Origin of the sequence: Sphingopyxis sp. QXT-31 (assembly GCF_001984035.1) — a bacterium.
Taxonomy (GTDB): domain Bacteria; phylum Pseudomonadota; class Alphaproteobacteria; order Sphingomonadales; family Sphingomonadaceae; genus Sphingopyxis.
This window is the reverse complement of the sequence record NZ_CP019449.1, coordinates 2,401,569-2,428,312: the sequence shown is the minus strand read 5'-3', so window position 1 is coordinate 2,428,312 and position 26,744 is coordinate 2,401,569. Positions and strand designations below refer to the sequence as shown.

Annotated in this window: 34 protein-coding genes; 24 read left to right on the top strand and 10 right to left on the bottom strand. The window is 69.5% G+C overall.

The window, feature by feature from the left end; all coding sequences use genetic code 11:
* The first annotated feature begins 49 nt into the window (after window positions 1–49).
* The 11 genes from BWQ93_RS11640 (at window position 50) to gp17 (ending at window position 7,874) form a co-directional block, all read left to right on the top strand.
* Window positions 50–1,303 carry a terminase large subunit domain-containing protein gene (locus BWQ93_RS11640; protein WP_156878354.1) on the top strand — a complete coding sequence of 418 codons (1,254 nt, stop codon included), beginning with the start codon at window positions 50–52 and terminating at the stop codon, window positions 1,301–1,303.
* A 272-nt stretch (window positions 1,304–1,575) separates the two neighbouring features.
* Window positions 1,576–2,682 (top strand): phage portal protein, encoded by a 1,107-nt coding sequence (locus BWQ93_RS11635; RefSeq protein WP_077030692.1) that lies wholly within the window; start codon window positions 1,576–1,578, stop codon window positions 2,680–2,682.
* A gap of 97 nt (window positions 2,683–2,779) precedes the next feature.
* On the top strand, window positions 2,780–3,091 hold the full coding sequence (locus BWQ93_RS11630) for a DUF6127 family protein (protein ID WP_077030691.1): 312 nt from the start codon (window positions 2,780–2,782) through the stop codon (window positions 3,089–3,091).
* Window positions 3,092–3,276: 185 nt separating this feature from the next.
* Window positions 3,277–3,684: an HK97 family phage prohead protease gene (locus tag BWQ93_RS11625; protein WP_077032356.1), complete on the top strand. Its 408-nt coding sequence runs from the start codon at window positions 3,277–3,279 to the stop codon at window positions 3,682–3,684.
* 5 nt (window positions 3,685–3,689) lie between these two features.
* Window positions 3,690–4,832: a phage major capsid protein gene (locus BWQ93_RS11620; protein WP_077030690.1), complete on the top strand. Its 1,143-nt coding sequence runs from the start codon at window positions 3,690–3,692 to the stop codon at window positions 4,830–4,832.
* Between the two features lie 128 nt (window positions 4,833–4,960).
* Window positions 4,961–5,770: a hypothetical protein gene (locus tag BWQ93_RS11615; RefSeq protein WP_077030689.1), complete on the top strand. Its 810-nt coding sequence runs from the start codon at window positions 4,961–4,963 to the stop codon at window positions 5,768–5,770.
* A 12-nt stretch (window positions 5,771–5,782) separates the two neighbouring features.
* Window positions 5,783–6,328 (top strand): tail fiber domain-containing protein, encoded by a 546-nt coding sequence (locus BWQ93_RS11610; RefSeq protein ID WP_077030688.1) that lies wholly within the window; start codon window positions 5,783–5,785, stop codon window positions 6,326–6,328.
* Window positions 6,325–6,492, top strand: coding sequence for a hypothetical protein (locus BWQ93_RS20815; protein WP_156878212.1), 168 nt, complete (start codon window positions 6,325–6,327; stop codon window positions 6,490–6,492). Before BWQ93_RS11610 ends, BWQ93_RS20815 begins: the two co-directional genes overlap by 4 nt.
* 163 nt (window positions 6,493–6,655) lie before the next feature.
* A complete protein-coding gene (locus BWQ93_RS11605; protein ID WP_077030687.1) occupies window positions 6,656–6,934 on the top strand; it encodes a phage fiber-tail adaptor protein in 279 nt (92 codons plus the stop codon).
* Window positions 6,934–7,482 carry a head-tail connector protein gene (locus tag BWQ93_RS11600; protein ID WP_077030686.1) on the top strand — a complete coding sequence of 183 codons (549 nt, stop codon included), beginning with the start codon at window positions 6,934–6,936 and terminating at the stop codon, window positions 7,480–7,482. Before BWQ93_RS11605 ends, BWQ93_RS11600 begins: the two co-directional genes overlap by 1 nt.
* On the top strand, window positions 7,455–7,874 hold the full coding sequence (gene gp17 / locus BWQ93_RS11595; RefSeq protein WP_156878211.1) for a tail completion protein gp17: 420 nt from the start codon (window positions 7,455–7,457) through the stop codon (window positions 7,872–7,874). Before BWQ93_RS11600 ends, gp17 begins: the two co-directional genes overlap by 28 nt.
* 176 nt (window positions 7,875–8,050) lie before the next feature.
* Here gp17 and BWQ93_RS11590 read toward each other — a convergent pair whose 3' ends face one another.
* Window positions 8,051–8,386: a hypothetical protein gene (locus tag BWQ93_RS11590; RefSeq protein WP_077030685.1), complete on the bottom strand. Its 336-nt coding sequence runs from the start codon at window positions 8,384–8,386 to the stop codon at window positions 8,051–8,053.
* A 50-nt stretch (window positions 8,387–8,436) separates the two neighbouring features.
* Between BWQ93_RS11590 and BWQ93_RS11585 the strand changes: the two genes are divergently transcribed.
* The 11 genes from BWQ93_RS11585 to BWQ93_RS11535 all read left to right on the top strand — a co-directional run bounded on the left by BWQ93_RS11585 (window position 8,437) and on the right by BWQ93_RS11535 (window position 18,064).
* Window positions 8,437–8,844 carry a phage major tail protein, TP901-1 family gene (locus BWQ93_RS11585; RefSeq protein WP_077030684.1) on the top strand — a complete coding sequence of 136 codons (408 nt, stop codon included), beginning with the start codon at window positions 8,437–8,439 and terminating at the stop codon, window positions 8,842–8,844.
* Window positions 8,845–8,858: 14 nt separating this feature from the next.
* Window positions 8,859–9,155: a gene transfer agent family protein gene (locus tag BWQ93_RS11580; RefSeq protein WP_077030683.1), complete on the top strand. Its 297-nt coding sequence runs from the start codon at window positions 8,859–8,861 to the stop codon at window positions 9,153–9,155.
* Window positions 9,152–9,358 carry a phage tail assembly chaperone gene (locus BWQ93_RS11575; protein ID WP_077030682.1) on the top strand — a complete coding sequence of 69 codons (207 nt, stop codon included), beginning with the start codon at window positions 9,152–9,154 and terminating at the stop codon, window positions 9,356–9,358. Before BWQ93_RS11580 ends, BWQ93_RS11575 begins: the two co-directional genes overlap by 4 nt.
* The gene (locus tag BWQ93_RS11570) at window positions 9,348–9,914 is read left to right on the top strand and encodes a tail tape measure protein (RefSeq protein WP_077030681.1); all 567 of its coding nucleotides are present in this window, start codon (window positions 9,348–9,350) and stop codon (window positions 9,912–9,914) included. The genes BWQ93_RS11575 and BWQ93_RS11570 overlap by 11 nt, the downstream gene beginning before the upstream one ends.
* On the top strand, window positions 9,914–12,235 hold the full coding sequence (locus tag BWQ93_RS11565) for a DUF2460 domain-containing protein (RefSeq protein WP_077030680.1): 2,322 nt from the start codon (window positions 9,914–9,916) through the stop codon (window positions 12,233–12,235). Before BWQ93_RS11570 ends, BWQ93_RS11565 begins: the two co-directional genes overlap by 1 nt.
* On the top strand, window positions 12,229–13,062 hold the full coding sequence (locus BWQ93_RS11560) for a DUF2163 domain-containing protein (RefSeq protein ID WP_443029338.1): 834 nt from the start codon (window positions 12,229–12,231) through the stop codon (window positions 13,060–13,062). Before BWQ93_RS11565 ends, BWQ93_RS11560 begins: the two co-directional genes overlap by 7 nt.
* Window positions 13,055–13,480 (top strand): NlpC/P60 family protein, encoded by a 426-nt coding sequence (locus BWQ93_RS11555; protein ID WP_232314598.1) that lies wholly within the window; start codon window positions 13,055–13,057, stop codon window positions 13,478–13,480. The genes BWQ93_RS11560 and BWQ93_RS11555 overlap by 8 nt, the downstream gene beginning before the upstream one ends.
* 2 nt (window positions 13,481–13,482) lie before the next feature.
* Window positions 13,483–15,660: a phage tail protein gene (locus BWQ93_RS11550; protein WP_077030679.1), complete on the top strand. Its 2,178-nt coding sequence runs from the start codon at window positions 13,483–13,485 to the stop codon at window positions 15,658–15,660.
* Window positions 15,661–15,672: 12 nt separating this feature from the next.
* Window positions 15,673–16,119, top strand: coding sequence for a DUF2793 domain-containing protein (locus BWQ93_RS11545; RefSeq protein ID WP_077030678.1), 447 nt, complete (start codon window positions 15,673–15,675; stop codon window positions 16,117–16,119).
* A 136-nt stretch (window positions 16,120–16,255) separates the two neighbouring features.
* Window positions 16,256–17,377, top strand: coding sequence for an OmpA family protein (locus BWQ93_RS11540; protein ID WP_077030677.1), 1,122 nt, complete (start codon window positions 16,256–16,258; stop codon window positions 17,375–17,377).
* Window positions 17,378–17,629: 252 nt separating this feature from the next.
* The gene (locus tag BWQ93_RS11535) at window positions 17,630–18,064 is read left to right on the top strand and encodes an ExbD/TolR family protein (protein ID WP_077030676.1); all 435 of its coding nucleotides are present in this window, start codon (window positions 17,630–17,632) and stop codon (window positions 18,062–18,064) included.
* Window positions 18,065–18,276: 212 nt separating this feature from the next.
* Here the strand turns inward: BWQ93_RS11535 and BWQ93_RS11530 are convergent, their stop codons facing one another.
* From BWQ93_RS11530 to BWQ93_RS11520, 3 genes are all read right to left on the bottom strand, one after another.
* Window positions 18,277–18,813 (bottom strand): DUF1993 domain-containing protein, encoded by a 537-nt coding sequence (locus BWQ93_RS11530; protein ID WP_077030675.1) that lies wholly within the window; start codon window positions 18,811–18,813, stop codon window positions 18,277–18,279.
* Between the two features lie 34 nt (window positions 18,814–18,847).
* A complete protein-coding gene (locus tag BWQ93_RS11525; protein ID WP_077030674.1) occupies window positions 18,848–20,650 on the bottom strand; it encodes an ABC transporter transmembrane domain-containing protein in 1,803 nt (600 codons plus the stop codon).
* Window positions 20,651–20,742: 92 nt separating this feature from the next.
* Complete coding sequence (locus tag BWQ93_RS11520) at window positions 20,743–21,000, bottom strand: YjhX family toxin (protein ID WP_077030673.1); 258 nt, start codon at window positions 20,998–21,000, stop codon at window positions 20,743–20,745.
* A 276-nt stretch (window positions 21,001–21,276) separates the two neighbouring features.
* On the opposite strand from BWQ93_RS11520, the gene BWQ93_RS11515 reads away from it, so the two are divergent.
* Window positions 21,277–22,497, top strand: coding sequence for a polyhydroxyalkanoate depolymerase (locus BWQ93_RS11515; protein WP_077030672.1), 1,221 nt, complete (start codon window positions 21,277–21,279; stop codon window positions 22,495–22,497).
* Between the two features lie 204 nt (window positions 22,498–22,701).
* Here BWQ93_RS11515 and BWQ93_RS11510 read toward each other — a convergent pair whose 3' ends face one another.
* Both BWQ93_RS11510 and BWQ93_RS11505 read right to left on the bottom strand, forming a co-directional pair.
* Entirely contained in the window at window positions 22,702–23,166 is a 465-nt protein-coding gene (locus BWQ93_RS11510) for a pyridoxamine 5'-phosphate oxidase family protein (protein ID WP_077030671.1), read from the bottom strand.
* Between the two features lie 65 nt (window positions 23,167–23,231).
* A complete protein-coding gene (locus BWQ93_RS11505) occupies window positions 23,232–23,627 on the bottom strand; it encodes a VOC family protein (protein WP_077030670.1) in 396 nt (131 codons plus the stop codon).
* A gap of 87 nt (window positions 23,628–23,714) precedes the next feature.
* Between BWQ93_RS11505 and soxR the strand changes: the two genes are divergently transcribed.
* Window positions 23,715–24,182: a redox-sensitive transcriptional activator SoxR gene (soxR, locus tag BWQ93_RS11500; protein ID WP_077030669.1), complete on the top strand. Its 468-nt coding sequence runs from the start codon at window positions 23,715–23,717 to the stop codon at window positions 24,180–24,182.
* 6 nt (window positions 24,183–24,188) lie between these two features.
* On the opposite strand, the gene BWQ93_RS11495 is transcribed toward soxR, so the two are convergent.
* From BWQ93_RS11495 to BWQ93_RS11480, 4 genes are read right to left on the bottom strand one after another with little or no spacing between them, the layout of a single operon-like run.
* The gene (locus BWQ93_RS11495; protein ID WP_077030668.1) at window positions 24,189–24,644 is read right to left on the bottom strand and encodes a DUF3617 domain-containing protein; all 456 of its coding nucleotides are present in this window, start codon (window positions 24,642–24,644) and stop codon (window positions 24,189–24,191) included.
* Window positions 24,645–24,649: 5 nt separating this feature from the next.
* Window positions 24,650–24,940: a putative quinol monooxygenase gene (locus BWQ93_RS11490; RefSeq protein ID WP_077030667.1), complete on the bottom strand. Its 291-nt coding sequence runs from the start codon at window positions 24,938–24,940 to the stop codon at window positions 24,650–24,652.
* 16 nt (window positions 24,941–24,956) lie between these two features.
* Complete coding sequence (locus BWQ93_RS11485; protein ID WP_077030666.1) at window positions 24,957–25,541, bottom strand: carboxymuconolactone decarboxylase family protein; 585 nt, start codon at window positions 25,539–25,541, stop codon at window positions 24,957–24,959.
* A 1-nt stretch (window position 25,542) separates the two neighbouring features.
* Window positions 25,543–26,724, bottom strand: coding sequence for an acetyl-CoA C-acyltransferase (locus BWQ93_RS11480; RefSeq protein WP_077030665.1), 1,182 nt, complete (start codon window positions 26,722–26,724; stop codon window positions 25,543–25,545).
* Window positions 26,725–26,744: the final 20 nt, after the last annotated feature.

Sequence of the window (26,744 nt, the reverse complement as noted above, 5' to 3'; positions counted from 1 at the left end):
CGTCTTTGCGCAGCTCGCGGGGTTGACCCCCCGGGAATTGCGGACGGTGATGCGTCTGATGACGGTGGCGCAACGGCGCGAACTGGCGCGGCGCTGGTACGGGCAGGCGCACGCCGGCCAGCGCGAACCGCCGGGCGACTGGCGCATCTGGCTGATCCAGGCGGGGCGCGGGTTCGGCAAGACGCGTGCGGGGGCCGAATGGGTGAGCGAGGTCGCGCGTAGCATGCCGGGGGCGCAGATCGCGCTGGTCGCGGCGACGATCGCCGACGGGCAGCGGGTGATGATCGAGGGGCCGAGCGGGCTGATCGCGGTCGCGCGCGATCATGAGGAGATACGCTGGGCGCCGGGGCGGCGCGAGCTCAGCTTCGATAGCGGTGCGGTGGCGACGCTCTATTCGGCCGAGGCGGGCGAGGAATTGCGCGGGCCCGAACATCACGCGGCCTGGTGCGACGAGCTGGCGAAATGGCGGCGCGGGACGGCGGCGTGGGACAATCTGATGCTGGGCATGCGGCTGGGCGAGCATCCGCGCGTGCTGGTCACGACGACGCCGCAGACCAACGAGGTCATGCGGCGGGTGAAGGCGGCGCCGGGGCTGGCCGAGACCTTTGGGCGGACGCGCGACAACAAGCATCTGCCGGCGAGCTTCGTCGAGGCGATGCTGGCGAGTTACGGCGGGACGCGGCTGGGGCGGCAGGAGCTGGACGGCGAGATGCTGGAGGATGCCGAGGGGGCACTGTGGACTCGCGCGCTGGTCGAGGCGTGCCGGGTCGAGGCCGATGCGATCGGCAAGCCGGTGCGCGTGGTGATCGGGGTCGATCCGCCGGCGACCTCGACCGGCGATGCGTGCGGGATCGTCGTCGCGGCCCTGCTGCGCGACGGCAAGCTGGCGGTGGTTGAGGATGCGAGCGTCGAAAAGGCCTCGCCCGCGGTGTGGGCCCAAGCCGTGGCGGCGGCGGCGGCGCGCTGGGGCGCCGAGCGCGTCGTGGCCGAGAGCAATATGGGGGGCGAGATGGTGCTGGGCACGTTGCGCGCGGCGACGGTGACGCTGCCGGTGGTCGCGGTGCACGCGAGCGTCGGCAAGGCGCGGCGCGCGGAGCCGGTGGCGCTGGCTTACGAGCGCGGCGACGTGGTGCATGCGGGGGTGTTCTCGGCGCTCGAGGACGAGCTTTGCGGCCTGAAGATCGGGGGCGGTTATGCGGGGCCGGGGCGGTCGCCCGATCGGGCGGATGCGTGCGTTTGGGCCTTGGCGGAGTTGCTTTCCAAGCAGCGCGGTGGACGGGAGCCGGGGGTGGTGAGGATCTAGTTCACGCGGAGGCGCGGAGACGCGGAGAAGAAAAGAGGAAGAGGGTTTTCGCGCAGAGGGCGCTGAGGAAGAAGAATGGCGGCTTTGCCGCCTTTGTTTTTCTCCGCGGCTCCGCGTTTCCGCGTGAACCTTTTTCTCTGCGGTCTCTGCGCCTCTGCGCGCATTTTTCCGGCTGCGGCGGCGTAAACCGCCTCGGCCCCTCCACCACCCGCTTCGCGGGCGGTCCCCCTCCCCATGGCTTCGCCACAGGGAGGATCTTGTGGGAGAATTTTATGAACTGGTTTGGGCGCAAGGCGGCGCAGGGCTCTGCGCGGCCGGCTTTGTCGCGGGTCTATGGGGCGTGGAGCGCGCCGGCGCCGCTGTCGTTCGAGGCGCAGCTGCGCGAGGGGTATCTGGCGAACCCGATCGTGCAGCGATCGGTGCGGCTGGTCGCCGAGGCGGTCGGGAGCGCGCCGGTCGAGGCGAGCGATGCGGGGCTCGCGGCGCTGGTCGCGGCGACGTCGGGCGGGCAGGGGCTGGTGGAGACGCTGGCCTCGCAGCTGCTGCTGCACGGCAACGGCTATGTGCAGATCCTGGCCGACGGGGCGGGGGCGCCGGCGGAGCTGTTCGCGCTGCGGCCCGAGCGGGTGACGGTCGAGGCGGACAGCCGCGGGTGGCCGGTTGCCTATCGGTACAGCGCGGGCGGGTCGGGGGTGACGCTGCCTGCCGAGCATGGCGCGGGGCGGACCGCGGTGGTGCATGTGAAGGCGCTGCATCCCCTCGACGATCATTATGGCGCGGGGTGCCTGGGCGCGGCGGCGGCGGCGATCGCGGCGCATAATGCGGCGACGAAGTGGAATGCGGCGCTGCTCGCCAATGCGGCACGGCCGTCGGGGGCGCTGGTGCACGATCCGGGCGACAAGGGCGTGCCGCTGTCGGCCGAGCAGGTCGAGCGGCTGCGCGAGGAGCTGGCCGAGGGTTTTGCCGGCGGGGCGAATGCGGGGCGGCCTTTGCTGCTGGAGGGCGGGCTCAAATGGCAGGCGCTGAGCCTGTCGCCCGCCGAGATGGATTTCCTGGAGCTGAAACACAGCGCGGCGCGCGAGATCGCGATGGCCTTCGGGGTGCCGCCGATGCTGCTGGGGCTGCCGGGGGACGCGACCTATGCCAATTATCGCGAGGCGAACCGGGCGTTGTGGCGGCTGACGGTGCTGCCGCTGGCGGCGAAGATTTTGGGCGCGATCGCGCAGGGGTTGCGCGGGTGGTTTCCGGGCGCGGCGCTGGGGGTCGATCTCAACAAGGTGCCGGCGCTTGTCGAGGAGCGGATGGCGCTGTGGCGCGAGGTGTCGGCGGCGGACTGGCTGACCGCGGACGAGAAGAAGGCGATGCTGGGGGTGGGGTGAGGCCGACGGGCCTTCACCGCTGCGACTAAGCCCGCGCTGCGCGCGGACAAGTCTCGCTGCCTCTCCCCCAAGGGGAGAGGCGAGAAAGGATTTCGACATGGATGAAGAAGAGGCCCTGGCGCGGTTGGTCGCGCTGGCGGGGGCGGGTGCGCCCGTCGATGCGGCGATCCTGCGCGCATTGATCGAGGAGGCGAGCGAGATGGGGGCGCGGCGGGCGCTGACGCGGCTGGGGCTCGCCGACGAGGCGGCGCGCGGCGACGTGAGCGATCTGCGCCAGCTGCTGGGCGCGTGGCGCGATGCGAAGACGAGCGCGTGGAAGGCGGCGGTCGACTGGGCCGTGCGTGGGGTTCTGGCGCTGGTCGTCGTGGGGCTGGCCGTGAAGATGGGGCTGCCGGGGTTGCTGCGGTGAGGGCGGCGGTCGGGGGAACAGGTTCACGCGGCGGCGCGGCGCCGCGAAGCGAAGAAGAGGATTCGCGCAGAGGCGCAGAGATCGCAGAGATTTTGGGCGTGAAAACGGCAGAAGCATCGGTGATCGAAGTTGCGGAGATCGGGGCGGCTTTGCCGCCTTCTTCTTTCTCTGCGTCCTCTGCGTCTCTGCGCGAAAGTTCTTCGGTCCGTTTTGCGGGATACGCCTCGGTGTTCGACCGGGTCGATCGCGGGGGCGATGTGGTGCGCGGCGGGGCCTTTGCGCGCAGCCTGGCGCGTGGGCGCGGGGTGCCCTTGTTGTGGCAGCATCGGGCGGGGGCCGTCGTCGGCGTGGTCGAGGCGCTGGCCGAGGACAGCCGGGGCCTGCGCGTCGTGGCGCGGGTGACGCATCCGACGGCGGCGGCGCTGGTCGCGCGCGGGGCGCTGACGGGATTGTCGTTCGGGTACCGGGTGACCGCGGCACGGGGCGCGAACCCGCGCGAGCTGTTGGGGCTCGACCTCATGGAAGTGAGTTTGGTGGCGGCGCCGATGCAGGCGCTGGCGCGGGTGATTGCGGTGGATCAGGTGAAGGAGTGACGGGCATGGAAGTGGATATCGAAGTGAAGGCGGATGCGCTGGAGGGCGCGTTCGATGCGGTGCTGGCGGCCGAGGCGGTCGACGAGCTCAAGGCGTCGGTGTCGGCGCTGAAGGCGCAGCTCGACGCGCAGGCGGTGGCGGCGGGACGGCTGCCGCTCGATGGGGCGAAGGCCGCCGATCCGGCGCGCGATGCCTTTGTCGAGCGCTATCTGCGGCGCGGGATCGATGCGGGGGTCGAGATGAAGAGCCTGTCGGGCGCTAGCGCCGCCGAGGGCGGCTATGCGGTGCCGCGCGAGATCGACGGGTCGATCGCCTCGACGCTGAAATCGCTGTCGCCGATCCGGCGCATCGCGACCGTCGTGCAGACGGGGACGAGCGGCTATCGCAAGCTGGTCGCGACCGGCGCCACCGAAGCCGGCTGGGTCGGCGAGACGGCAGCGCGGCCCGAGACCGACACGCGAAGCTTCGCCGAGATCGCGCCGCCGTCGGGCGAGCTTTACGCCAATCCGGCGGCGAGCCAGGCGATGCTCGACGATGCGATGTTCGATGTCGAGGCCTGGCTGGCCGACGAGATCGGGCGCGAGTTCGCGGTGGCCGAGGGCACGGCCTTCGTCGGCGGCAACGGGACCAACCGGCCCAAGGGCTTCCTGTCCTATACCGCCACGAACGAGGCCGATGCGGTGCGCGATTTCGGCGAGCTGCAATATATCGCGTCGGGGGCCGCGGGGGCGTTTGCGGCGTCGAACCCGCAGGACAAATTGGTCGACCTGGTGCACTCGCTGCGCGCGCCGTACCGCCAGGGGGCGTGCTGGGTGATGAACAGCGATACGCTGGCGCGGATCCGCAAGTTCAAGACGAGCGACGGCGCCTTTATCTGGCAGCCGGGGTTGGTCGAGGGGCAGGCGGCGAGCCTGCTTGGCTATCCGGTGGTCGAGGCCGAGGACATGCCGGCGCTGGCCGCCGACAGCCTGTCGATCGCCTTCGGCAATTTCCGCGCGGGTTACCTCGTCGCCGACCGCGGCGAGACGCGCATCCTGCGCGATCCGTTCAGCAACAAGCCCTTCGTGCATTTCTATGCAACCAAAAGGGTGGGCGGCGCGATCATCGATTCGAACGCGATCAAGCTGATGAAATTCGCCGCCAGCTGAGCTGGCGCGCGATGCGGCGCCCGGCCCGGCTCCCTCCCCTTTCGGGATTGGGCCGGGCGCATACGGACGGGTCGAAGCTCGACCCGTCCGTCTTTTTCCATCGATCATAGTCGAAAGGACGGCCGATCATGCCGAGCCTGTTTTTTGCCGACCTGGTGCGCGAGCGGTGCACGGGGACGGGGAGCGGTGCGCTGGTGCTGGGCGGGGCCTTGCCGGGGCATCGCGCGTTCGGCGCGGCGGTGCCGGGCGGGGCGAGCTTTCATTATGCGATCGCCGGGGTGACGCATGCCGGCGAATGGGAGACTGGGACCGGGCATCTCGACGCCGAGGGGCGGCTGGTGCGCGATGTCGTCGCGGCTTCGTCGAACGGCGGCGCGGCGGTGGCGTTCGCGGGCGGGATCAAGACGGTCGCGCTGACCGCGGGGGCGGGGTGGTTCTCCGCCGCCGATACGGCGTTGGCCGGTGCGGCGGCGGGCGTCGCCGCCAATGCCGCGGGGCTGGCGGCGCTCGGCACGACGGTGACGGCGCAGGGCACTGCGCTGGCGGCGACACAGGCGGCGGTCGCGGGGCATGATGGCGCGATTGCGGGCAAGCAGCCGGTCTCGACCGGGCATTCGTCGGCGAGCGCTGTCGAGGCGGCGGACAGCGTGACGGTGCGGCGCGGCAGCGGCTGGGTCAATGTGCCCGCGAGCGCGCTCGTTCACCAGCGGAGCGGCGGCGGCTTCGTCTGCGCGGGCAATCTGGGCGTGGGCGAAGAGGCGCCGGGGCAGCGGCTGGTGGTCAAGGGCAGTTCGGCGGTCGACGGCAGCGCGCCGGTGGTGATCGAGATCGCCGATACGCAGGCGGGGACCGTGGGGTGGAGCGCGAATGCGGCCTTTGCCGCGCTGAACTTTCGCTCTGCCGATGGATCGGTGAGCGGCGCCGGGGTGCGTGCGTAGATCGCGGCGACGATGCCCGTGGGGCATGGCGGGCAGACCGACCTGAAATTCAGCGTGTCGAACGCGGGGCTGCTCGACAAGGCGGCGGTGCTCGACAATGCCGGGCGGTTTCGGCCGGGTGCCGACAATGCGCAGACATTGGGGCTGAGCGGCTTTCGCTGGTCGACGGTCTATGCGGCGACGGGGACGATCAACACATCGGATGCGCGCGAGAAACGCTGGCAGGGCGGCGCGAGCGCGGCCGAGCTGCGCGCGGCGCAGCGGATCGCGGGCGTGCTGGGCTTTTTCCAGTGGGAAGATGCGATCGCGGCGAAGGGCGCCGATGACGCCCGGCGGCATTTCGGGGTGCGCGCGCAGCATGTCTGGGCGGTGATGGCCGACGAGGGGCTGGTCGATGCGATCGGGGCCGACGGGCGGCCGGGGCGCACGCCTTATGCCTTCCTCTGTTTCGACCGCTGGCAGGATGCGGACGGCGATTGGCACGACCGCTTCGGGGTGCGCAGCGACCAGTTGGCTTTGTTCCTGATCGCGGGGCTGGTCGCCGGAGCGGCGGCATGATGGGCGCGCGCGCGCTGTCGGGCGCGGCGATCGGCGATGCCGGGGTCCGCGACCTGGCGGGCGAGTGGGCCGGGCCGCGGTTGGGGGCCGTGCTGGGCGCGGGGCGCGGCGGCGGGGCCGGGGCGCAAGCGCGCGAACGGCGGGTGGTCGCGAGGAAGAGGTGAAGACGAAATCCTCCCGGAACGGGGAGGGGGACCATGCGAAGCATGGTGGAGGGGGCTGGCGTCCCGACGCGAAGTCGCGTGAGGATGCCAGCCCCCTCCGTCAGCACTTCGCGCTGCCACCTCCCACAAGTGGGGAGGATCGGATGCGGGCGGGAGAAATAAGATGTTGCTGATCAAGGATCCGGGGGCGCGGATCGATTATGCGTTCGACTGGGGCGATGCCTATCTGGACGGGCAGACCATCGAAGATGCGAGCTGGGCGGTCGAGCCCGATGTCGACGGGGGCGTGGCGGTGGCGGGCGCGAGCCACGACTTGCTGCGCTGTGCCGCGACGATCGCGGGCGGGGTCGCGGGCGGCCTGTATCGCGTGACCAACCGGGTCACGCTGAGCGACGGGCAGATCGACGAACGTTCGATCATGCTGCGGGTGGAGGAACGCTGATGATCACCGCGATCGAGAAGGGCGCGGCGCCGGTGGGCGTCGCCGAGGCGAAGGCGTGGCTGCGGCTGGGCGCGGGCCAGGACGACGCGGTGGTCGCGGGGCTGATCCGGAGCGCGGCCGATCTGTGCGAGGCCTTTACCGGGCAGATGCTGATCGCGCGCGCGGTGACCGAAGAGATGCCGGTGGCGGCGGGCTGGATCAGGCTGATCAAGCGGCCGGTGGTGGCGGTCGAGGCGGTGACGGGGCTGGTCGGCGGCGCCGAGACGGCACTGGCGGGCGATGCCTGGCGGTGCGAGATCGACCGCGATGGCGCCGCGCGGGTGCGGATCGACGCGCCGGGCGACGCGACGCATGTGCGCATGACCTATCGCGCCGGGCTGGCGAGCGAGGTCAATGGGGTTCCCGAGGCGATCCGCCAGGGGTTGGCGCGGATGATCCAGCATCTGCACGAGGCGCGGAGCGAAGCCCGGGGCGAATTCGGGTGCGCGCCGCCGGCGATCGTCGCGGCGCTGTGGCAGCCGTGGCGGCGCGTGAGGCTGGGACGATGAGCGGCGCCGAGGCAGCGATACGCGCGCGGGCGCTGCGCGTGCTGGCGGACGATGTGGTGCTGGCGGGGCTGGTGCACGGGGTGTTCGACGGCGTGCCGGCGCGGGCGAGCGCGCCCTATGTCAGTATCGGCGGGGCCGAGGGGAGCGACTGGGGGACGAAGGATGCCGCCGGGCGCGAGGTGCGCATGACGCTGGCGCTGGTCGGAGCCGGCGAGGCGGCGGGCGACGCGGCGGCGGGGCGGATCGAGGCGCTGGTGCCGGAGATGCGCGGCGGGGCGGGTGGCTGGTCGATCGTCAGCGCGCGGGTGGTGCGGACGCGCTTTGCGTTTGCGAAGGATGGAGGGTGGCGGCACGAGATTGTCGTGCGGTGCCGGTGTTTGGTGGCGTTATAGCTCCCCTCCCTGCAAGGGAGGGGTGGGTGCGAGCGAAGCGAGCGTCTGTCTTATCCCGCGGACCCACCCCCAGCTGCGACTGGCGAACAAGTTCGCAAGTCTCGCTACCCCTCCCTTTCAGTGAGGGGAGCCCGGTGTTTTGCTGCACTTTTTGCTGCAGGTCTACCGCAGCAAAATCACTCGCCCGGGAGGGTGTTGGTCGAGCTGTAGTCCTTGAATTTGTCGGTGAAGTTCGCGTGATAATCCTCGATCTGCATGTCGGCGTCGTCGGTTGCGTTCTTTTCGCTGTCGCCGGCGGCGCGGCCGAAGGCGATGACCGCGGCGCGGAAGGCGTCGCGTTCTTCCGAGCAGTTGGATTTCAGCGCCATTTCATATTCGGCCTCGCCCATCTTGGCCTCGAGCGACTTCTTCATGTCGGTGCGCAGGCATTTGGTGAAGGCGGCGCGCGCCGTGTCGACGTTCGCGGTCGAAGCGGGCGCCATGGCGGCCAAGAGTATCGATGTGAACAGCATCCTGCGACTCCCCGTTTGCGGATGTTCTTGTGAGGCAAGGAGAATAGACGATGGCAATCGAAAATGGGAGCGCATTTTTGCTCAAGATCGGCGACGGCGCGGTGCCGCCGGCCTATGCCACGGTGGCGGGGCTGCGCACGACGCAGCTGTCGGTGAACGGCGAGGCGGTGAACGTCACGACCAAGGATTCGGGCGGCTGGCGCGAGCTGTTGTCGGGCGCCGGAGTGCGTTCGGTGTCGGTGAGCGCGGCGGGCATCTTCACCGGCTCCGACGCCGAGGCGCGGCTGCGCGGCCATGCGCTGTCGGGGGCGATCGACGCCTATGAGCTGAGCTTCGAGAGCGGCGAGCGGATGCAGGGACGCTTCCTGGTGACGCGGCTCGACTATGCCGGCGATTATAATGGCGAGCGGCAATATACGCTGAACCTCGAGTCGAGCGGCGCGGTGGTGAGCCTGTGAGCGGCGGAGCAAATATGCTGCGCGGCGAAGCGGAGCTGATCGTCGCGGGCGAGGCGTTCGTGCTGCGGCCGAGCTTTGCAGCATTGGTCGAGGCCGAGGGCGAGCTGGGGCCGCTGTTCGCGCTGGTCGAGCGTGCCGCCGATGGGCGGTTGGGGCTGGGCGAACTGGCGGCCTTGTTCTGGCATTGCGTGAGCGAGCGGCCCGAAGGGCTGACGCGCGAGGCGGTCGGCGAAGCGGTGGTCGCGGCAGGGCTGGCGGCGGTGACGCCGGCGCTGCGTATATTGCTCGGGCAGATTTTGCAGGGCCGATGAGCGGCGCGTTCGGGCCGGGCGCGGTGCGGCTGGCGGGGCTGATGGCGCGGCTGGCGGGGTGGCGGCCGGGTGAATTTTGGGCGGCGACGCCGGCCGAGGCGGCGGCGGTGCTGGCGGGCTGGGTGGACGACGACGCAGCGGCGGCCGGGGTGGACCGCGACGCGCTGGCGGCGATGATGGAGGTTTTTCCCGATGGGCGATGACATCGACGAGGCGCTGGTAACGGTGCGCGCCGACACCGGCGCGTTCCGGCGCGACGTGGCAAGCCTGCGCGCCGAGCTGGAAGGATCGCTCGCGGCGGGGGCCGATGCGGCGGGGCGGCGGATCGAGAATGCGCTGACGCGTGCGATCGTGACGGGCAAGCTGGGGTTCGAGGATCTGAAGCGGCTGGCGCTGTCGGTGATGGCCGATATCGCGCGCGCGGCGATCTCCAACGCTTTCGGCGGCGGGCAGCAGGGGCGCGGTAGCGGCGGCGGGCTGCTGTCGCTGGGCGTTTCGATCGCGCAGGCGCTGTTCGGCGCACCGGGGCGCGCGACGGGCGGGCCGGTGAGCGCCGGGCGCGCGTACCGCGTCGGCGAGCGCGGACCCGAGCTGTTCGTGCCGACGGCGAGCGGGCGGATCGAGGCGGCGGGCGGCGGCGTACGCAATATCGCGATCACGGTGAATGTGCGCGGCGAGGCGGGGAGCGAGCCGGGGCGGCTGGCGCAGACCGGGCGGCAGCTGGCGCGCGCGGTGCGGCGCGCGGTGGAGGCCGAGTGATGGGCTGGGCCTTGGTGGCGGCCGAGCCGCATCAGAGGAAGGTCTGGATCAAGCGGTTCGATCCGCGTTTCTGGACGGTCGATTTTGCGCGGCCGATGATGGCGAGCGTGACGACCATGGGGCCGCAAGCGCTGCGCGTCGAGACGGTCTTCTATCGGAAGCACGATCTGGCGGGGCTGATCTGGGCGGCGGAGGATCGGTGGGATCATCCGCTGCTGGCTTATGAGACGAAGCGCGATTTCCGGCACACGCAGCTTTCGTTCCGCTGGCGGTCGGGCGGGGTGAAGCCGCTCGATGCGCTGCACGGGCCGACGCTGACGATCGAGGGGCGCGATGCCGCGGGAGAGCCGCGCGCCTGGTATGTGCGGCTGTGGAATTATGCTGTCGGTGATCCCGAGGATGCGGCGATCAGCCTCGATTTCGATGCGCTCGACGGCGGTTTTCTGCTGCCCGGCGAGGCGGATCCGGTATGGGCGGGCGATATCGACCGGATGTTCGTGTCGCTGGTGCCGCCGGGTTACGACGGTGGGGAAGGCGTGCTCGCGGACCCGGCCGAGGGCTGGGCTGAGATGAGCGAGATTGCAGTGGCAGGCTCGGGATCGGTGCTGGCGATCGGCGATGCGATGCTGCCCGAGCATCGGCTGGGGATGACCAACGGCTATGACGATTGTTACCATCTGACTCCCGCGCGGGTGGTGCGGCAGGTGATGGCGCTCGGCTATCGCGGCGACGTCGTCCATTATGTCGGGATGAGCCATTATATGCGGCTCGAGGCGTCGGGCGGGGGCTTTTATGCGAGCCTGGCGGGCGGGACGATCAATGCGCCTTGCGCGGCGTGGCACGCGGCGCTGGCGAGCGAAAGCGCGGCGGCGGGGTTGGGGCTGATCTGGTCGCTGTCCTACGAATATTTCGACGACTATTGCTGGGGCGACTGGAAGCAGCGCGACGCCGAGGGCGTGCCGGCGCTGACCGGCTGGGTGCCGCCGTCGACCTTGCTGTCGCCCGCGAATGCGAGCGCGATGGGCTATTTGCAGCTGGTCGCGCGGGCGTTCGTGGGACTCGCGGTGGCGGCGGAGCTGCCGGTGAAGTTCCAGGTCGGCGAGCCCTGGTGGTGGGTCAATGCGGGCGGCAAGATCTACGGCTATGACGCGGCGACGGGCGCGGCGCTGGGCGGGGCTAGCGTGGCGATCGCCGATGTGCGCGGGACGCTCGATGCGGGGCAGGTGGCGATGCTCGATGCTTTGGGGGCGCTGCTCGCCACGTCGACGGAGGCCTTGGTTGAAGCGGCGCGCGACGAGGCGGGGGCGGGCGATTTTACCAGCCATCTCTTGGTCTTCCTGCCGACGGTTCTCGATCCGGCGGCGCCCGAGCTGCGGCGCGCGAATGTGCCGCTCGGTTGGGGCGCGCCGGCGTTCGATGTGCTGCAGCTCGAGGATTATGACTGGGTGACGAGTGGGCGCGGGGCGGAGACCGGGCCGGCGCGCGACGCGATGGTGGCGCGGTTGGGCTATCCCATTGAGGATCAGCATTATTTTGCGGGTTTCGTGCTGCTGGCGGAGGATCGCGGCCATTGGGCGGCGATCGCCGAGGCGGCCGGGGCGAGCGCGCGCGCGGGGGTGGCGCGCACGTTCGTCTGGGCGTTGCCGCAGGTCGCGCGCGACGGGTTCGTCTGGTTCGACGGGGAGGATGAGGTGCAGGCTTATGATGCGGTGGATTTCCCGCTGGCGATCGGGCGCGAGGCGCTGTGCATCACCGAATTTTCGACGCAGATCGTGAGCTCGCCGTCGGGGCACGAGCAGCGCGCGAGCGAATGGGCCGAGGCGCGCATGCGCTATGATGCGGGTCCCGGGGTGCGGTCCGAGGCCGATGTGCGCGCGCTCGCAGACTTTTTTCGCGCGCGGCGCGGGGCGGCGCGGGCGTTCCGCTTTCGCGATCCGTTCGATCATGGGTCGGCTGCCGATGGCGGGCTGCCGGCGGCGGACGACCAGATGCTGGGGACCGGCGACGGGAGCCGGCGGCAGTTCGCGCTGGTGAAGCATTATGGCGCGGGTGACGCGGTGCAGCTGCGGCCGATCCGCCTGCCGGTCGCGGGCAGCGTGCGTGTATCCGTCGGCGGGGTCGAGACGGGGGCGTTCGAGGTGACCGGGGAGGGCGAGGTGCTGCTCGACGTAGCCCCTGCGGCGGGGATCGCGGTGCGGGCTGGGTTCCGCTTCGACGTACCGGTGCGTTTTGCCGAGGACCGGCTGGAGGTGAGCCGCGCGACCTTCCTGGCGGGCGAGATGGCCAATGTGCCGCTGGTCGAGGTGCGGGCGCCATGGTGATGTTGACCGCCGCGCCCGATTGGCTGCGCGAGGAACTGGTCACGCTTGCCTGGTGCTGGCGGCTGGCCCGGCGCGACGGGGTGGTCGTCGGGCTGACCTCGCACGACCGCGACCTCGTCATCGACGGCACCCCCTATCGCGCGGCGCCGGGGATGAAGCCTTCGGCGCTCGAGACGAGCGACAGCCTGGAGGTCGAGACGATGGACTTGGAGGGCGCGGTGTCGAGCGTGGCGATTGCCGCCGCGGACCTCGATGCCGGGCGCTGGGACGGGGCCGAACTGCTATTGATGGTGACCGACTGGCGCGCGCCCGAGGCGGAGGCGCCGATCGTGGTCGCGCGCGGCGAGCTCGGCGCGGTCGAGCGGCGCGGCGCGGCGTTCGCGGCCGAACTGCAGGGGGTGCTGCGGCGGCTCGATGGACCGGCGTGCCCGGCGACCTCGCCGTCGTGCCGTGCGGCGCTCGGCGACCGGGCGTGCCGGGTCGATCTGGCGCCTTTGACGCATGTTCGGCGCGTGGTGGCGATCGAGGGGCGGTCGGTGACGCTCGACGCGCCGGTGGCGGCGGGAAGCATGGCGTTCGGCGAATTGCTGTGGATCGAGGGCGCGGCATGCGGGCTGGCGTCGCCGGTGATCGCCGACGACGGGACGGCGCTGCAGCTGGCCGAGGTTCCGGCCGTGCTCCCCGCGCTGCCGGCGCGGGTGCGGCTGACCGAGGGGTGCGACAAGCAGCTCGCGACGTGCCGCGCACGCTTCGGCAACGCGGTGAATTTTCGCGGCGAGGCGCATCTGCCGGGCAATGATCTGCTCACGCGCTATCCGGGTGGATGAGGCGCTCGACGAACTGGTGGGCGCGCGCGCTTTTGCAGCGGCGCGAGGCATGGTCGGGGCGCGGTTCCGGGTTCAGGGGAGCGATCCGGCGATGGGGCTCGACTGCGTGGGGCTGGTGTGGGCGGCCTATGCGGCGGCGGGGGTACGGCTGGTGCGACCCGGGGACTATCCGCTGCGCGGATGGGCGCGGGGGCGGATCGAGGCGGGCCTGGTTGCGGCGGGGTTTGGGTTGGTTTGCGACGGCGCGCGGACGGGCGATGTCGCGCTGTTCGCCTTTGCGGCCGGGCAATTTCATCTGGGGCTGATCGGGCCGGCGAGCCTGGTGCACGCGCATGCCGGGCTGCGGCGGGTGGTGGAGGCGCCGCTCGAAGATGGGGTTCGCGCGGCGGCGCGGTGGCGGCTTTTTCAAGGAGCGTGAGCATGGCAACGCTGGTGCTGACGGTGGTCGGCGGGATCGTTGGCGGGCCGATCGGGGCGGCGATCGGGGCCTTTGCGGGGCAGCAGATCGACGCGCAGATATTCAAGCCCAAGGGGCGCGAGGGGCCGCGGCTCGCCGACCTCAAGGTGCAGGCATCGACCTATGGTCAGCAGATCCCTAAGCTGTTCGGGACGATGCGCGTTGCGGGGAGCGTGATCTGGGCGACCGACCTGATCGAACGGCGCGAGAAGCATGGCGGCGGCAAGGGACGGCCATCGACGACCGAATATAGCTATGCGGTGTCGCTGGCGGTCGCGCTGTCGTCGCGGCCGATCGGCGCGATCCGGCGCATCTGGGCCGACGGCAATCTGCTGCGTGGGACGAGCGGGACCTTTCAGGAGCGCTGCACCTTTCGCTGGTATGCAGGCGGCGAGGACCAGCCGGTCGATCCGCTTATCGCGGCGGCGGTGGGGATGGACGAGGCGAGCGCGTTCCGCGGGCTCGCCTATGCGGTGTTCGAGGAGCTGGAGCTCGCAAGTTTCGGCAATCGTATCCCGTCGCTGACCTTCGAGGTCGAGGCCGATGACGCCGGGGTCGATGCCGGGCTGGTCGGTAGCGCGCTGACCGGCGAGGCGGAGTTCTCCGCGGGGCAGACCGTGTTTTCCGGCTATGCGGCGTCGGGCGACCGGGTGCGCGACGCGCTCGCGCCGCTGTTCGAGGTCGATGCGGTGCGGCTGGTGAGCGCGCCCGGCCACTGGCGGCTGGCGCCGGCGGATGCGACGGGCGCGGCGGTCGCGCTGGCGGATTTCGCCGAGGCGCGCCGCGTGGAGGCGCCGGTCGATATCGCCGAGACGCGCCGCGCGCCGCTGTCGGCGCTGCCGGGGGCGATCCGGTTGCGCCATTACGAGCCCGAGCGCGACTATCAGCTGGGCCAGCAGACGAGCGCAGTGGCGGGCGGGGGGCGGCGCGAGGAGCGGATCGACCTGCCCGCGGTGCTGCCCGCCGAAGGGGCACGCGCGCTGGCGCGGCGGATCGCCGCGGCGGCGGGCGACGGGCGCGAGACGCGACTATGGCAGGGCGATCTGGCGGCGCTGGCGCTGCCGGTCGGCGGCGTGGCGACGCTGGCCGACGGGAGCGCCTGGCGCGTTGCAGCGCGGACGGTGAAAGATGCCACGGTGCGGCTCGAGCTGCGGCGACACCAGCCTCTCGCGGTCGAGGAGGGCGCGGCCGAGCCGGGGGTGCCGGTGCTCGCGCCCGACTGGCCCGACAGCGAAGGACTGGTCAGGCTGTTCGATCTGCCGAGCCTTGGCGGGACGGCGGCGACCGCACCGCGCATCCTGGTTGCGGCGGCAGGCGAGAATGACGGCTGGCGCGGCGCCGACGCCTGGCTGGTTCCGGCGCCGGGCGCCGAGCCCGTTCCGGTGGGCGCGATCCGTCCGGCGGCGGCGCTCGGTACGCTATCGGAGCCGCTGGCGGGCGGCGACTCGACGCTGTTCGACGACGTGAATAATATTCTGGTTTTGCTGGAGAATCCGACGATGGCGCTGGTGTCGGTCGACGATGTCCACCTGCTCGGCGGCGCGAATCGCGCGATGGTCGGCGGCGAGCTGGTCCAGTTCGGCCGGGCGGAAGCGCTGGGTGCTGGGTTGTGGCGGTTGTCGCACCTGCTGCGCGGCCGCGCGGGGACCGAAACCGTGGGGACGCACGCTGCGGGAACCCCGTTCGTGTGGCTCGACGATGCGGCGTTGCTGGCGCTGCCCGACGCGCTGGCAGGATGGGCCGAGGGTGGGGCGGCGGTGCTGCAATGGGCGGCGCGGAACGACAGCGCGACGATCGACGTCGCGGTGCCCGGCGGCGGGGCGGCGTTGCGCCCGCTGGCGCCGGTGCATGGGCGCGCGGTGTCCGACGGGGCGGGCGGGCTGCTGCTCGGCTGGATCCGCCGCAGCCGCGTCGATCCCGGCTGGCGCGACGGGGTCGACCTGCCGCTGGGCGAAGGGCGCGAGGCGTGGCGTGTGGCGGCGGTGCCCGCGATCCCGGGCGTCGGCCCGTGGGACTGCACCGCGCCGACGCTGCATCTGGCCGCGGCCGAGGTCGCCGGGCTGCCGCCGGGGACCAGTTTCGAGATCCGGCAGGTCGGCGATTTCGCGCTGTCGCCGCCGCTTGTTCTTCCCCTGGATTGAAAGGATTAGCCGATGACCGACCTGCCGAGCACCCCGCGCCTGGCGCTGCCGCTGCTTGCGATGGCGCAGGCGCAGAAGGAGGTGACGCACAATGAGGCGCTGGCGCTGCTCGACCTCCTGGTCCAGCCCGCAGTCGAGGACGGACCGCAGGCCGATCCGCCCGTCGCGCCGCTCGCCGGGCAGGGCTGGATCGTCGGCGCGGGCGCGACCGGCGCCTGGGCTGACGCGGACGGCGCGGTCGCGCTGTGGACCGCCGGCGGCTGGCGTTTCGTGGCGCCGCGTCCGGGCATGCGGGTCGTGCGGCTAAGCGACGGAGCTTGGCTGCGATTCGACGACGCGGACTGGTTCGAACCCGACACGATCGCGAGTCCGGCGGGCGGTGCGACGGTCGACTCCCAAGCGCGCGCCGCGATCGACGCGCTGATTCTGGCTCTCGTCGGCCATGGTCTTCTGATTTAGGGCGAAATTTACCACCTATCGCGCGGCGAGTGCGGCTTTTTGGCAACAGATTGGCAATTTGTTCGCTTGCGCGGAACCAAAGGCGGGGGTAGGACGTCTGCGAGACGTTAAATCTCATTTGAAAGGGGAATCTACTATGAGGAAGCTTGCCGCCGCCGTGGCGTTGGCCTCCACTGCCCTTGCGACGCCGGCTCTGGCGCGCGACGACTCCTGGTACGTAGGAGTTGGGGGCGGTGTCATGATCGTCGAGGACTTGGACCTCGACATCGCTACCTTCAACAATGCAGCCACGCTCGACCACAAGACCGGCTACGACTTCGAAGGCGTCGTCGGTTATGATTTCGGCGGTTTCCGCGCGGAAGTCGAAGTCGGCTATCGCGAAGCCGACATCAAGGCCGGTCGCATCAACACCCCCGGCATTCCGGGCTCGGCCAATGGCACGGGCAACCTGATCACCGGCAACTTCCCGATGAACGGCGATTCCAACGCGCTGAGCTTCATGGTCAACGGCATGCTCGACTTCGGCGACGATGACGGCCTTCAGGGCTTCGTCGGCGGCGGTGTCGGTGTGGCCCGCGTCGATGTCGCTCCGGTCCTCGCCGGTCCGTGGCTCGACGATTCGGACACGGGCTTCGCCTGGCAGGCGATCGCCGGCGTCCGCGCGCCGCTGACCCGCAACTGGGACGTCGGCCTGAAGTATCGCTTCTTCAACGCCGACAATCTCGACCTGGTCGATCAGCGCGGCCGCGACGTTTCGACGCGCTTCCGTTCGCACTCGATCCTCGGCACGCTGACGTACAACTTCGGTGGTGCGGAACCGGTGGCACCTCCGCTGCCGCCTCCCCCGCCGCCGCCGCCGCCTCCCCCGCCGCCCCCGCCTCCCCCGCCGCCTCCGCCGGTGGTGTGTGCGCCTGGCCCGTACATCGTCTACTTCGACTGGGATCAGTCGAACATCACGCCCGAAGCGGCGTCGACGCTGGACAACGCCATCAGCGCCTACAACCGTGGTTGCACGGGGACGCAGGTCATGCTCGCCGGTCACGCCGACCGCTCGGGCTCGGCGACCTACAACGTCGGCCTGTCGAACCGTCGCAACGACGCCGTTCGCAGCTATCTCACCGCTCGCGGTATCTCGGATGGCTCGATCAGCGCGCAGGGCTTCGGTGAAACCCGTCCGGCCGTTGCAACCGCCGATGGCGTCCGCAACGACCAGAACCGCCGCGTGGAAATCACCTACGGCCCGGGCTCGGGCATGTAAGATTTCCCCGTCCGGTTTCGGACAGAGAAAAGAGGGGCGGTACCGCAAGGTGCCGCCCTTTCTTTTTGCGGGCAAGGCGTGGGGAATCCGCGCCCGCACGCTTTTTATTTGCGTCGGCGAAATAATGATATACCATAACAATCGGATCGGCGACCGCTTGCGAGCGGCGCGAGGGGGCCGGTCCGCGGTGCGGGGCTTTGGCTCGCGAACATAGCGATACCGGCGCTGCATCTCGCTAGAGGGAGAGAGACGATGCGCCGACGCAGCCAATTCCACCGCAGCATTTTCCGCGCCGACCCGAGCGGCGATCCCGACATCAACACCACCCCACTGATCGACGTGATGCTGGTGATGCTGGTGATGTTCATCATTACCATCCCGCCGCCGACGCACAGCGTGGACATTACGCTGCCGGGCATCGACGGCGGCCCCCCGGTGGCGGACGAGAACCGCATCACCATCGGCACCGACGACGTCATCCGCTGGAACACCGAGCCGGTCGATCTCGCGCAGCTGGGCGTGTTGGTGAAAGCGGCGTCGGAGCGGCCCGAACCCGCGACGATCCTGTTCGAGCCCGATGCGCGGGCGCGCTATCTGCGCGTCGATCAGGCGATCGGCGCGATCCGCCGCAACGGCGGGACGAGCCTCGCCTTTCCGGGGATCCAGCAATATGGCGGGCTGATCTAGGGCGCCGTTTTACGGTGAGGAGTTGCCCTTTAGCCCTCTCCCCTTCAGGGGAGAGGGGGGGCATGGCGATTCCCCTCTCAACTCCGGCTAGCCGATAAACCGGCAAGCCTACGTATCTCTCCCCTCAAGGGGAGAGAGCATCATTCTTCCGGCGGCAGCAATCGCCCAAAACCCGCCAGTCGCCAGTAAGCCGCGTTTCGTTACGTTCTGCTTCAGCCCGCCGGTGCCGTCCCCGGTCGTAGATAGGCCATCATGTAACTGACGTAATCGGCCTTGCCGAGCGGGACGCCCATGTGGCGGAGAATGCCGTAGGCCGCGACGAGGTGGAAGTAGAATTGCGGCTGCGCCCAGTCGCGCACATAGGTCGCCGCGGTCATGTCGAAGGCCATGCCGTTGGGCAGGTCGAAGCCGACCGCGCGGCCGGGGTCGGCGTCGATCGCCGCGGCGTCGACGGTGTCAAGCCAGGCCAAAGTTTCGGCGATCTGCGCCTGCAGGCCGGCGAAGTCGGTCGCATCCTCGGCAAAGGCGGGGGCGCCGGTCGCGCCGAGCCGGGTCGGCGCCTGGATCGCCTGCAGGCACGAAAAGCGGACCTGCGAGGCGAGCGGGAACATGTCGGGCGCGAGGCGTGCGGCGACGAACTGCAGTTCGCCGACGCCGTTCTCGGCGCCCCAGGCGAGCGCCTTGTCGAGCTGCGCCGAGAGGGCGCGAAGGCCGTTCCGGTAGGCGGGTATCGTCATGTCGTAGAGCATCGTCGCATCCTTCGAAGGGGTGAGCGGACCGCGGTCAGGCGGCGGCGAGATTGTCCTGGAATTGCAGCCGCGCGAGACGCGCGTAGAGGCCGTCAGCGGCGACGAGCGCGTCGTGCTTGCCCTCCTCGACGATGCGGCCGTCGTCCATGACGATAATGCGGTCGGCGGCGCGGACGGTCGCGAGGCGGTGCGCGATGACGATCGTCGTGCGGTCGTGCATCAGCGTGTCGAGCGCGTCCTGGACGAGCTTTTCGGATTCGGCGTCGAGCGCCGAGGTCGCCTCGTCGAGCAGCAGCAGCGGCGCGCGGCGGAGCAGCGCGCGCGCGATCGCGACGCGCTGGCGCTGGCCGCCCGAGAGGCGCGCGCCGCCCTCGCCCATGAAAGTGTCGAGGCCGTCGGGCAGCTTGCTGAGGAATTCCTCGGCATTGGCCGCGCGCGCGGCGTCCCAGAGTTCCTGGTCGGTCGCGGCCCAATTGCCGTAGCGGAGGTTGTCGCGCGCCGAGGCGGCGAAGATCACGGTTTCCTGCGGCACCATCGCGATACGCGCGCGGATGTCGGCGGGGTCGGCGTCGACCAGCGGCACGCCGTCGAGCAGGATCGCGCCGCCCTGCGGATCGTAGAAACGCTCGGCGAGCTGGAACAGGGTCGACTTGCCCGCGCCCGAGGGGCCGACGATCGCCACGGTCTCGCGCGGGGCAATGGCGAGGCTGAAGTCGTGGAGCGCAGGGGCGTCGGGGCGCGTCGGATAGCGGAACTCTACACCCCGAAACTCGAGCGCGCCGTGCGGCGGGTCGGGGAAGCGGCGCGCGTTGGCGGGCGGCGCGATGCTCGGTTCGGCGTGGAGCAGTTCGGAGAGGCGCTCGGCGGCGCCGGCGGCGCGGAGCAGGTCGCCATAGACTTCGGTGAGTGCGCCGAAGGCCCCCGCGACGAGCCCGCCGGTGAGCACGAAGGCGGCGATGGTGCCGCCGGTGATCGTGCCCGCGGCGACGCCCGCGGCGCCGTACCAGAGCAAGGTGGTGATCGCGCCGAAGAGCAGCCCGATGACGATCGCGGTCATGATCGCGCGGAGGCGAATGCGGCGCTTGGCGGTCGCGAAATTGCTCTCGACGGCTTGGGTGAAGCGCTCGGCCTCGCGGCGCTCCTGTCCGAAGGCCTGGACGATCTTCATCGCGCCCAGTTGCTCGGCGGTGGTCGCGCCGATGTCGGCGACGCGGTCCTGGCTCGAGCGCGAGACATTCTGCAGGCGGCGGCCGAGCAGCACGATCGGCAGGATGATCACCGGGATGCCGAGCAATATGCCGCCGGTGAGCCCGGGCGAGAGCGAGAAGAGATAGACGATGCCGCCGATCCCCATCACCGTGTTGCGCAGCGCGACCGAGACGGTGGTGCCGACGACCTGTTCGATCACCGTGGTGTCCGAGGTCATGCGCGAGGCGATTTCGGAGGGGCGGTTTTCTTCGAAGAAGCCGGGGGCGAGGCGCAGCAGATTCTGCTGCACCGCCTGGCGGATGTCGGCGACGGTGCGCTCGCCGAGCCAGCTGACGAAATAGAAACGCAGCGCGGTGGCGAGCGCCAGGGCGATGACGATCAGGTAGAAGAGGCGGAAATGCGGGGCGACGTCACCGCCACCGGCGACAAAGCCGCTGTCGATCATCTCCTTGAACTGCCAGGGGATCGCCAGCGTCGCGAGCGCCGCGACGCCGAGCGCGACCGCGGCGATCAGGATCTGTAGCGGATAGCGGCTGGCGTAGCGCCAGATCATCCGGAGGCTGCCGAGCTTGCGGGGTCGCTTGTCCTGCGGGTCAGCGGTGGCCGTCTGGTCTGATCTTGTCGCCATGTGTCGGCCCTAGCAGCGGCGGCGGCGGCGCTCAACGGCGCAGAGTGGTGCGCTGGCTTCATGCGTTATGAAGCCAGCGCACATGATGGCGACTAACGATTGTCGAGCTGGGCTCTTACCGCGCGCAGTCCCGCCTGGGTGATGCGATACGGCGCGCCGCCGAGCGAGCCGATGAAGCCGCGGCGGCGGAGGCGGTGGAAGAGCGGCAGGTTCATATTGGCAAGGACGAAGCCCTCGCGGGTGAAGCAGAGCGCCTCGACGATACGGCCGTCGTGGTCGCGGCGGTGGCGAATCGCACCGCCCTGCGCCAGCGCGTGGAGCACACGCTGTTCGTTTTTTGAAATATTCATGCGGAAATGTCCGGAATTGGGCATGGCAACGGGCGCGCCGGACCCTCGTCCGGCGGCGTTCAGGACATCGCACCTTGCGGGGATGTCAGCGGTTGCCCGCAATCTCCGGCATATTCCCTCCATCGGCGGAACGATCCGCCGCGCGGGCAGATTATTCGCATCCGAAGCGTGTCGCAACGGTTTTGATGCATTGCACAATGGGACGGAGCGCCTAGACTGTTCCGGACAGAAGCGCGCCGCAGAGCGCCGCCGGGGCCACGCAAGGAACATTGGTTTATGCTGTATCACGCTTTCGACATGCAGAAGAGCTGGCTCGCGGGGGCCAGCGCGCTCGCGACCGCGGGAGCGCAGGTGATCCAGCATCCCGCCAACCCGCTCGGCTATTTCGGCGGCAGCCCGATGTTCGCTTCGGCGCTTGAGGTATTCGCGCACGCTGCGGCGCCGCGCGGCAAGCCGGGGTTCGAGCTCTATGAGACCGTCGTCGATGGCGAGACCGTGCGCGTGACCGAGAAGGTCGAAGCGCGCAAGCCCTTCGGCCAGCTCAAGCATTTCACCCACAAGGCGTCGAAGGGCGCGCCCAAACTGTTGATCGTCGCGCCGATGTCGGGTCACTATGCGACTTTGCTGCGCGGCACCGTCGAGCGGATGCTGCCCGGGCACGACGTGTGGATCACCGACTGGCGCGACGCGCGCAACGCGCCCTTGTCGGCGGGCAAGTTCGACCTCGACGATTATGTCGATTATCTGATTTCATGGCTCGAACATATCGGGCCGGGCGCGCATATGCTGGCGGTGTGCCAGCCGTCGGTACCCAGCCTCGCCGCCGCGGCGGTGATGGCGGCGAACAAGCACAAGTGCCGGCCGAAGACGCTGACGATGATGGGCGGGCCGATCGACACGCGCAAGGCGCCGACCGCGGTCAACGAACATGCGATGACGCGCCCGCACGCCTGGTTCCAGGAAAATGTCATCGTCACCGTGCCGGCCTGGTATCCGGGCGCCGGGCGCCGCGTCTATCCGGGTTTCCTGCAACTCGCGGGCTTCATGTCGATGAACCTCGGCAACCACATGATGAGCCATTGGGAGATGTTCCGGCATCTGGTCGACGGCGACGGCGAGAGCGCCGACAAGACCAAGGAATTCTACGACGAATATCGCGCGGTGTGCGACATGACCGCCGAATTCTATCTCCAGACCGTCGACGTGGTGTTCCAGCGCCATCTGCTGCCCAAGGGCGAGATGCTGCACCGCGGGCAGAAGGTCGACTTGAATGCGATCGAGGATATCGCGATCCTGGCGATCGAGGGCGAGCGCGACGATATTTCAGGGATCGGTCAGACCAAGGCGGCGCTGACGCTGGCGAAAAACCTGCCGACCGAGAAGAAGAAATATCTGATGGCCAAGGCGGTCGGCCATTACGGCATCTTCAACGGCCGCAAGTGGCGCGAGGAAATCGCGCCGGTGGTCGAGGGTTGGATCCGCAGCAACAGCGGGTAGGGCAGCTGACCGGTTTCCTGCCGGTAGCGAGAAAGAAAAAGCGCGCTCTCCCCATGAGGGGAGAGATACGCAGGCTCGGCAGCTTGCTGCCTAGCCGGAGTTGAGAGGGGTTTCCGGCCTTCGACGGTTGGGCCCCTCTCCAAGCTTCGCTAGCTCCTGACGGAGCAAGCTGCGCTATCCTCTCCCCTCAAGGGGAGAGGGCATTCAGAGCGCAACCTCGGCGTGCTGGCCGAGTTCGCCTTCCTTCATCGTCAGGCCGGTCGCCATCTTGAAAAGGCCCTTGAGGCTCGCGTCGGCGGTCCAGATTTCGGCATTGTCGAGGTCGAAGCGCAGCAGGACGAGTTTGGGGTCGCTCTTGCCGCCCTCGTACCAGGCCTCGATGCTGTTGTTCCACAGCTTGTCGAGCACCGTGCGATCGGTCTCGGTACGCAGCGTGCCCGCGATGCAGGCAAAGAGGTCGTGCCCCTTCGATGAAAATTGCGCCATCGCCGGGCCGCCGGGGGCGATGCGGTTGTCGGTCGAGGTGAAGAACCAGAAGGCGCTGTTCGCATACTTGTCGAGCTGCGCGTTCATCGGGATATTGTGATCGCGTTCACCGGTCAGGCCGATCATGACATAGGGGCTGTCGGCCAGCGACTTCCAGAAGGTTTCCTTGATATCCTTGCTCATGGGGAGGCTCCTCTTTTGCGTGGGTATGATGGCCCAACGCCGGAGCCGCCCAGACGTTGCCCCGCTCAGCGCGGGCGCGGCTCATTATAGCTGACGACCTCATATTCGATGCCGTCGGGGTCGAGGAAATAGAAGCGGCGGCCGGGGTCGTAGTCGCCATGGTTGAACGGGGTGAGCCCGACCGCCTTCACGCGCATCTCGATCGTATGGAGATCCTCGACCTGGACGCCGAGATGGTTGAGCGGCTCGCCCTTCGGATAGGCGAGGTCGGCGTGCTGGTCGTCGGGGCCGGTGTAGAGCGCGACATAGGCGGCGTCGCTGCCGAGGTGGATCGTGCGCCCGCCGCCCTGCGCAGGGCCGCGCCAGCGCTCGTGCCAGCCGAAGATCGCCGACAATATGCCGGCGGTGCGGTCGGGGTCGCTGACGGTCAGGTTCACATGTTCGATGAAGGGGTGCGTCATGGTCTGGCTTTCGTGATTCGGGTTGACGCAGCGACTTATGAAAGCTCAACTGAGGTTTAGATCAAGCGCTTTCCGAAGGACTGTGAAATGCACCGCACCGACCTCATCGCGATAGGCGAACTCGCGGCGCGCACCGGGGTCGCGGTGTCGGCGATCCGTTTCTACGAGGCGAAGGGGCTGATCGCCGCGCTGCGCACGCGCGGCGGGCAGCGGCGCTTCCTGCGCGCCGACATCCGCCGCGTGTCCTTCATCCTGATCGCGCAGCAATTGGGGCTGAGCCTCGAGGAGATCGCCGCCGAGCTTGTGCGGCTGCCGGCCGAGCGCACGCCCAATGCCGCCGACTGGGCACGGATCAGCACGGCGCTGCAGGCGCGGATCGCAGCGCAGATCGCGGCGCTCGAGCGGACGCAGGACCTGCTCGGCACGTGCATCGGCTGCGGATGCCTGAGCCTCAAGAAGTGCGGGCTCTATAACGCGCAGGACAAGGCGGCGCAGCGCGGGGCGGGGCCGCGCTACCTGATGGGCGACCGCGCGGGCGAGATTGCGGAGCGCTGACCGACGTCAGCGGCAGGCGCTGCCCAGCCATTTGCCGCTGCTCGCGGTGACGACCTTCAGCGGGCGGCCGCCCCGGGTACCGGTGGTGACGCTGCGGGTGCTATAGCCCTTGGCGCTATAGGTGCCGGTGGTGACGGTCTTTACCGGCGTCGGCAGGTCCTTGATCCGGCACAGCGACTGGCCGCGGATCTTGCCGGCGGCGAGCGTATAGCTGCGCGACGAGCAGGTCGCGCCCGGCGCGTAGAGCAGGATTTGCGGCGTATCGGCGGCCTGCTTCGCGGTGAGGCAGCTGGTGCGCGGCGCGCGCGTGTCGGCGGCGCGGATCAATGTTTCGGGCACGCCGGGGATGTCGGCGCTGACCAGCTGGGTCACATGCGTCCACTTGCCCGCCTGCGGACCCGGCGCACTCGCCGCCGCGGCGCCCGCGAAGGCGAGCGGGATCAGGAAGGCCGCGCTATGCACCGGGGTCAGACCGCGGGCAGGCTCTCGATCTCGGGCGCGCCGGCGAGGCACGGGCCGAGCTTGGCACCGAGGGTGCGGAAATGGTCCGACGCGCGGTGCGCCGCGATCGCCGCCTCATCGTCATAGCATTCGAGCACCTTGTAGACGCCCGCCTCGGCGGTGCGGAACAGCTTGTAATAGCTGTTGCCGGGCTCGTTCGCGCGGACCGCGGGGGCGAGTTCGGCAAACACACCCTCGAATTCGGCTTCCTTGCCAGGCTGGACGCGCAAGGTCGCGATGACGCCGATACCGCTCATGTCTTTTCTCCTTCGATCAGGCCCTGAGGTCGGGATCGACGGTCCAGCCGTCCTCGACCTGCACGCCGAAACTGTTCAAGATCATCGAAACCTGGGTGTATTGCCCGACGGTCATCACCAGGTCCATCCGCCCCTTGTCGCCGAGCGGCGCGAGCGCGGCCCAAGTCGCGTCGGTGACGAAATGGTCCGACGTCAGTTCGTCGGTCGCGCGCAGCATCGCGCGGTCGAGTTCGCTCCAGCCGGCGGCGTCGGCACCCGCCTTGATCCGCTCGATGTCGTCCTCGGACAGGTGGCTATCGAGCCCGATGCGCTTGTGCTGGGTCCATTCGTAACCCGAACGGCAGTTCCAGCCGGTGCGCAGGATGACGAGTTCGCGGTTGCGGGGGCTGAGCGCGCTGCGCCGCGAGAGGATATAATTGCCCCAGCCGAGGAAGGCGGTCAGCGCCTTGGGCGCGTGCGCCAGCGTGCGGAAGATGTTGAGGATCCGACCGTCGCCGACGCGGCCACCATCGGTCGCGAAAAAGGGTTCGAGCGCCGCGCGCTGGTCGGCATCGAGCCGGTCGAGATCGACCGGCTCGATACGCGGTTTGCTCAGACGCAAATCAGAAGACCTCGAACAGACCTGCTGCACCCTGGCCGCCACCGATGCACATGGTGACGACGGCATATTTCACGCCGCGGCGCTTGCCCTCGATCAGCGCGTGGCCGACGCAGCGCGCGCCGGTCATGCCGAAGGGGTGGCCGATCGAGATCGAGCCGCCGTTGACGTTGAGCAGCTCGTTGGGGATGCCGAGCTTGTCGCGGCAATAGAGGACCTGCACGGCAAAGGCTTCGTTGAGTTCCCACAGGCCGATGTCGTCCATCTTGAGCTCGAAGCGTTCGAGCAGCTTGGGGATCGCGAAGACCGGGCCGATGCCCATTTCGTCGGGTTCGGTGCCCGCGACCGCCATGCCGACATAACGGCCGAGCGGCTGGAGGCCGCGCTTCTCGGCGACCTTGGCCTCCATCACGACGCAGGCCGACGAACCGTCGGCGAGCTGGCTGGCGTTGCCCGCGGTGATCGTGTGACCCTCGCCCATCACCGGCTTCAGGCTGGCGAGCCCTTCGAGCGTGGTGTCGGGGCGGTTGCACTCGTCCTTGTCGGCGACGACTTCGTGGAAGCTGACTTCCTTGGTCTCCTTGTCCATCACGCCCATGGTCGCCTTGCACGCGACGATCTCGTCGTCATATTTGCCGGCAGCCTGCGCGGCGGCGGTGCGCTGCTGCGACTGGAGCGAATATTCGTCCTGCGCTTCGCGGCTGATATTGTAGCGTTTCGCGACGACCTCGGCGGTGCCGATCATCGGCATATAGGTGTCCTTGTGCATCGCGATCAGCTCGGGATCGACCTCGATGAACGCCCTGCCGCTGCCGCTGACCTTCGAGATGCTCTCGAGGCCGCCGGCGACCGCGATGTCCTGGCGATCGACGATGATCTGCTTCGCGGCGGTCGCGATCGTCATCAGGCCCGACGAGCACTGGCGGTCGATCGACATGCCGGGAACCGTGACGGGCAGCCCCGAACGCAGCGCGATGAGGCGCGCGACGTTCATCGTCTGCGAGCCCTGCTGCATCGCGGCGCCGAACACGACATCGTCGATCTCACCGCCTTCGAGGCCGGCGCGTTCGATCGCAGCCTTGACCGAATAGGCGCCCAGCGTCGGGGCCAGAGTGTTGTTGAACGATCCGCGCGCCGCCTTGGTCAGCGGGGTGCGGGCGGTGGAAACGATGACGGCGTCACGCATGATGAGGGTCCTTCTGCTAG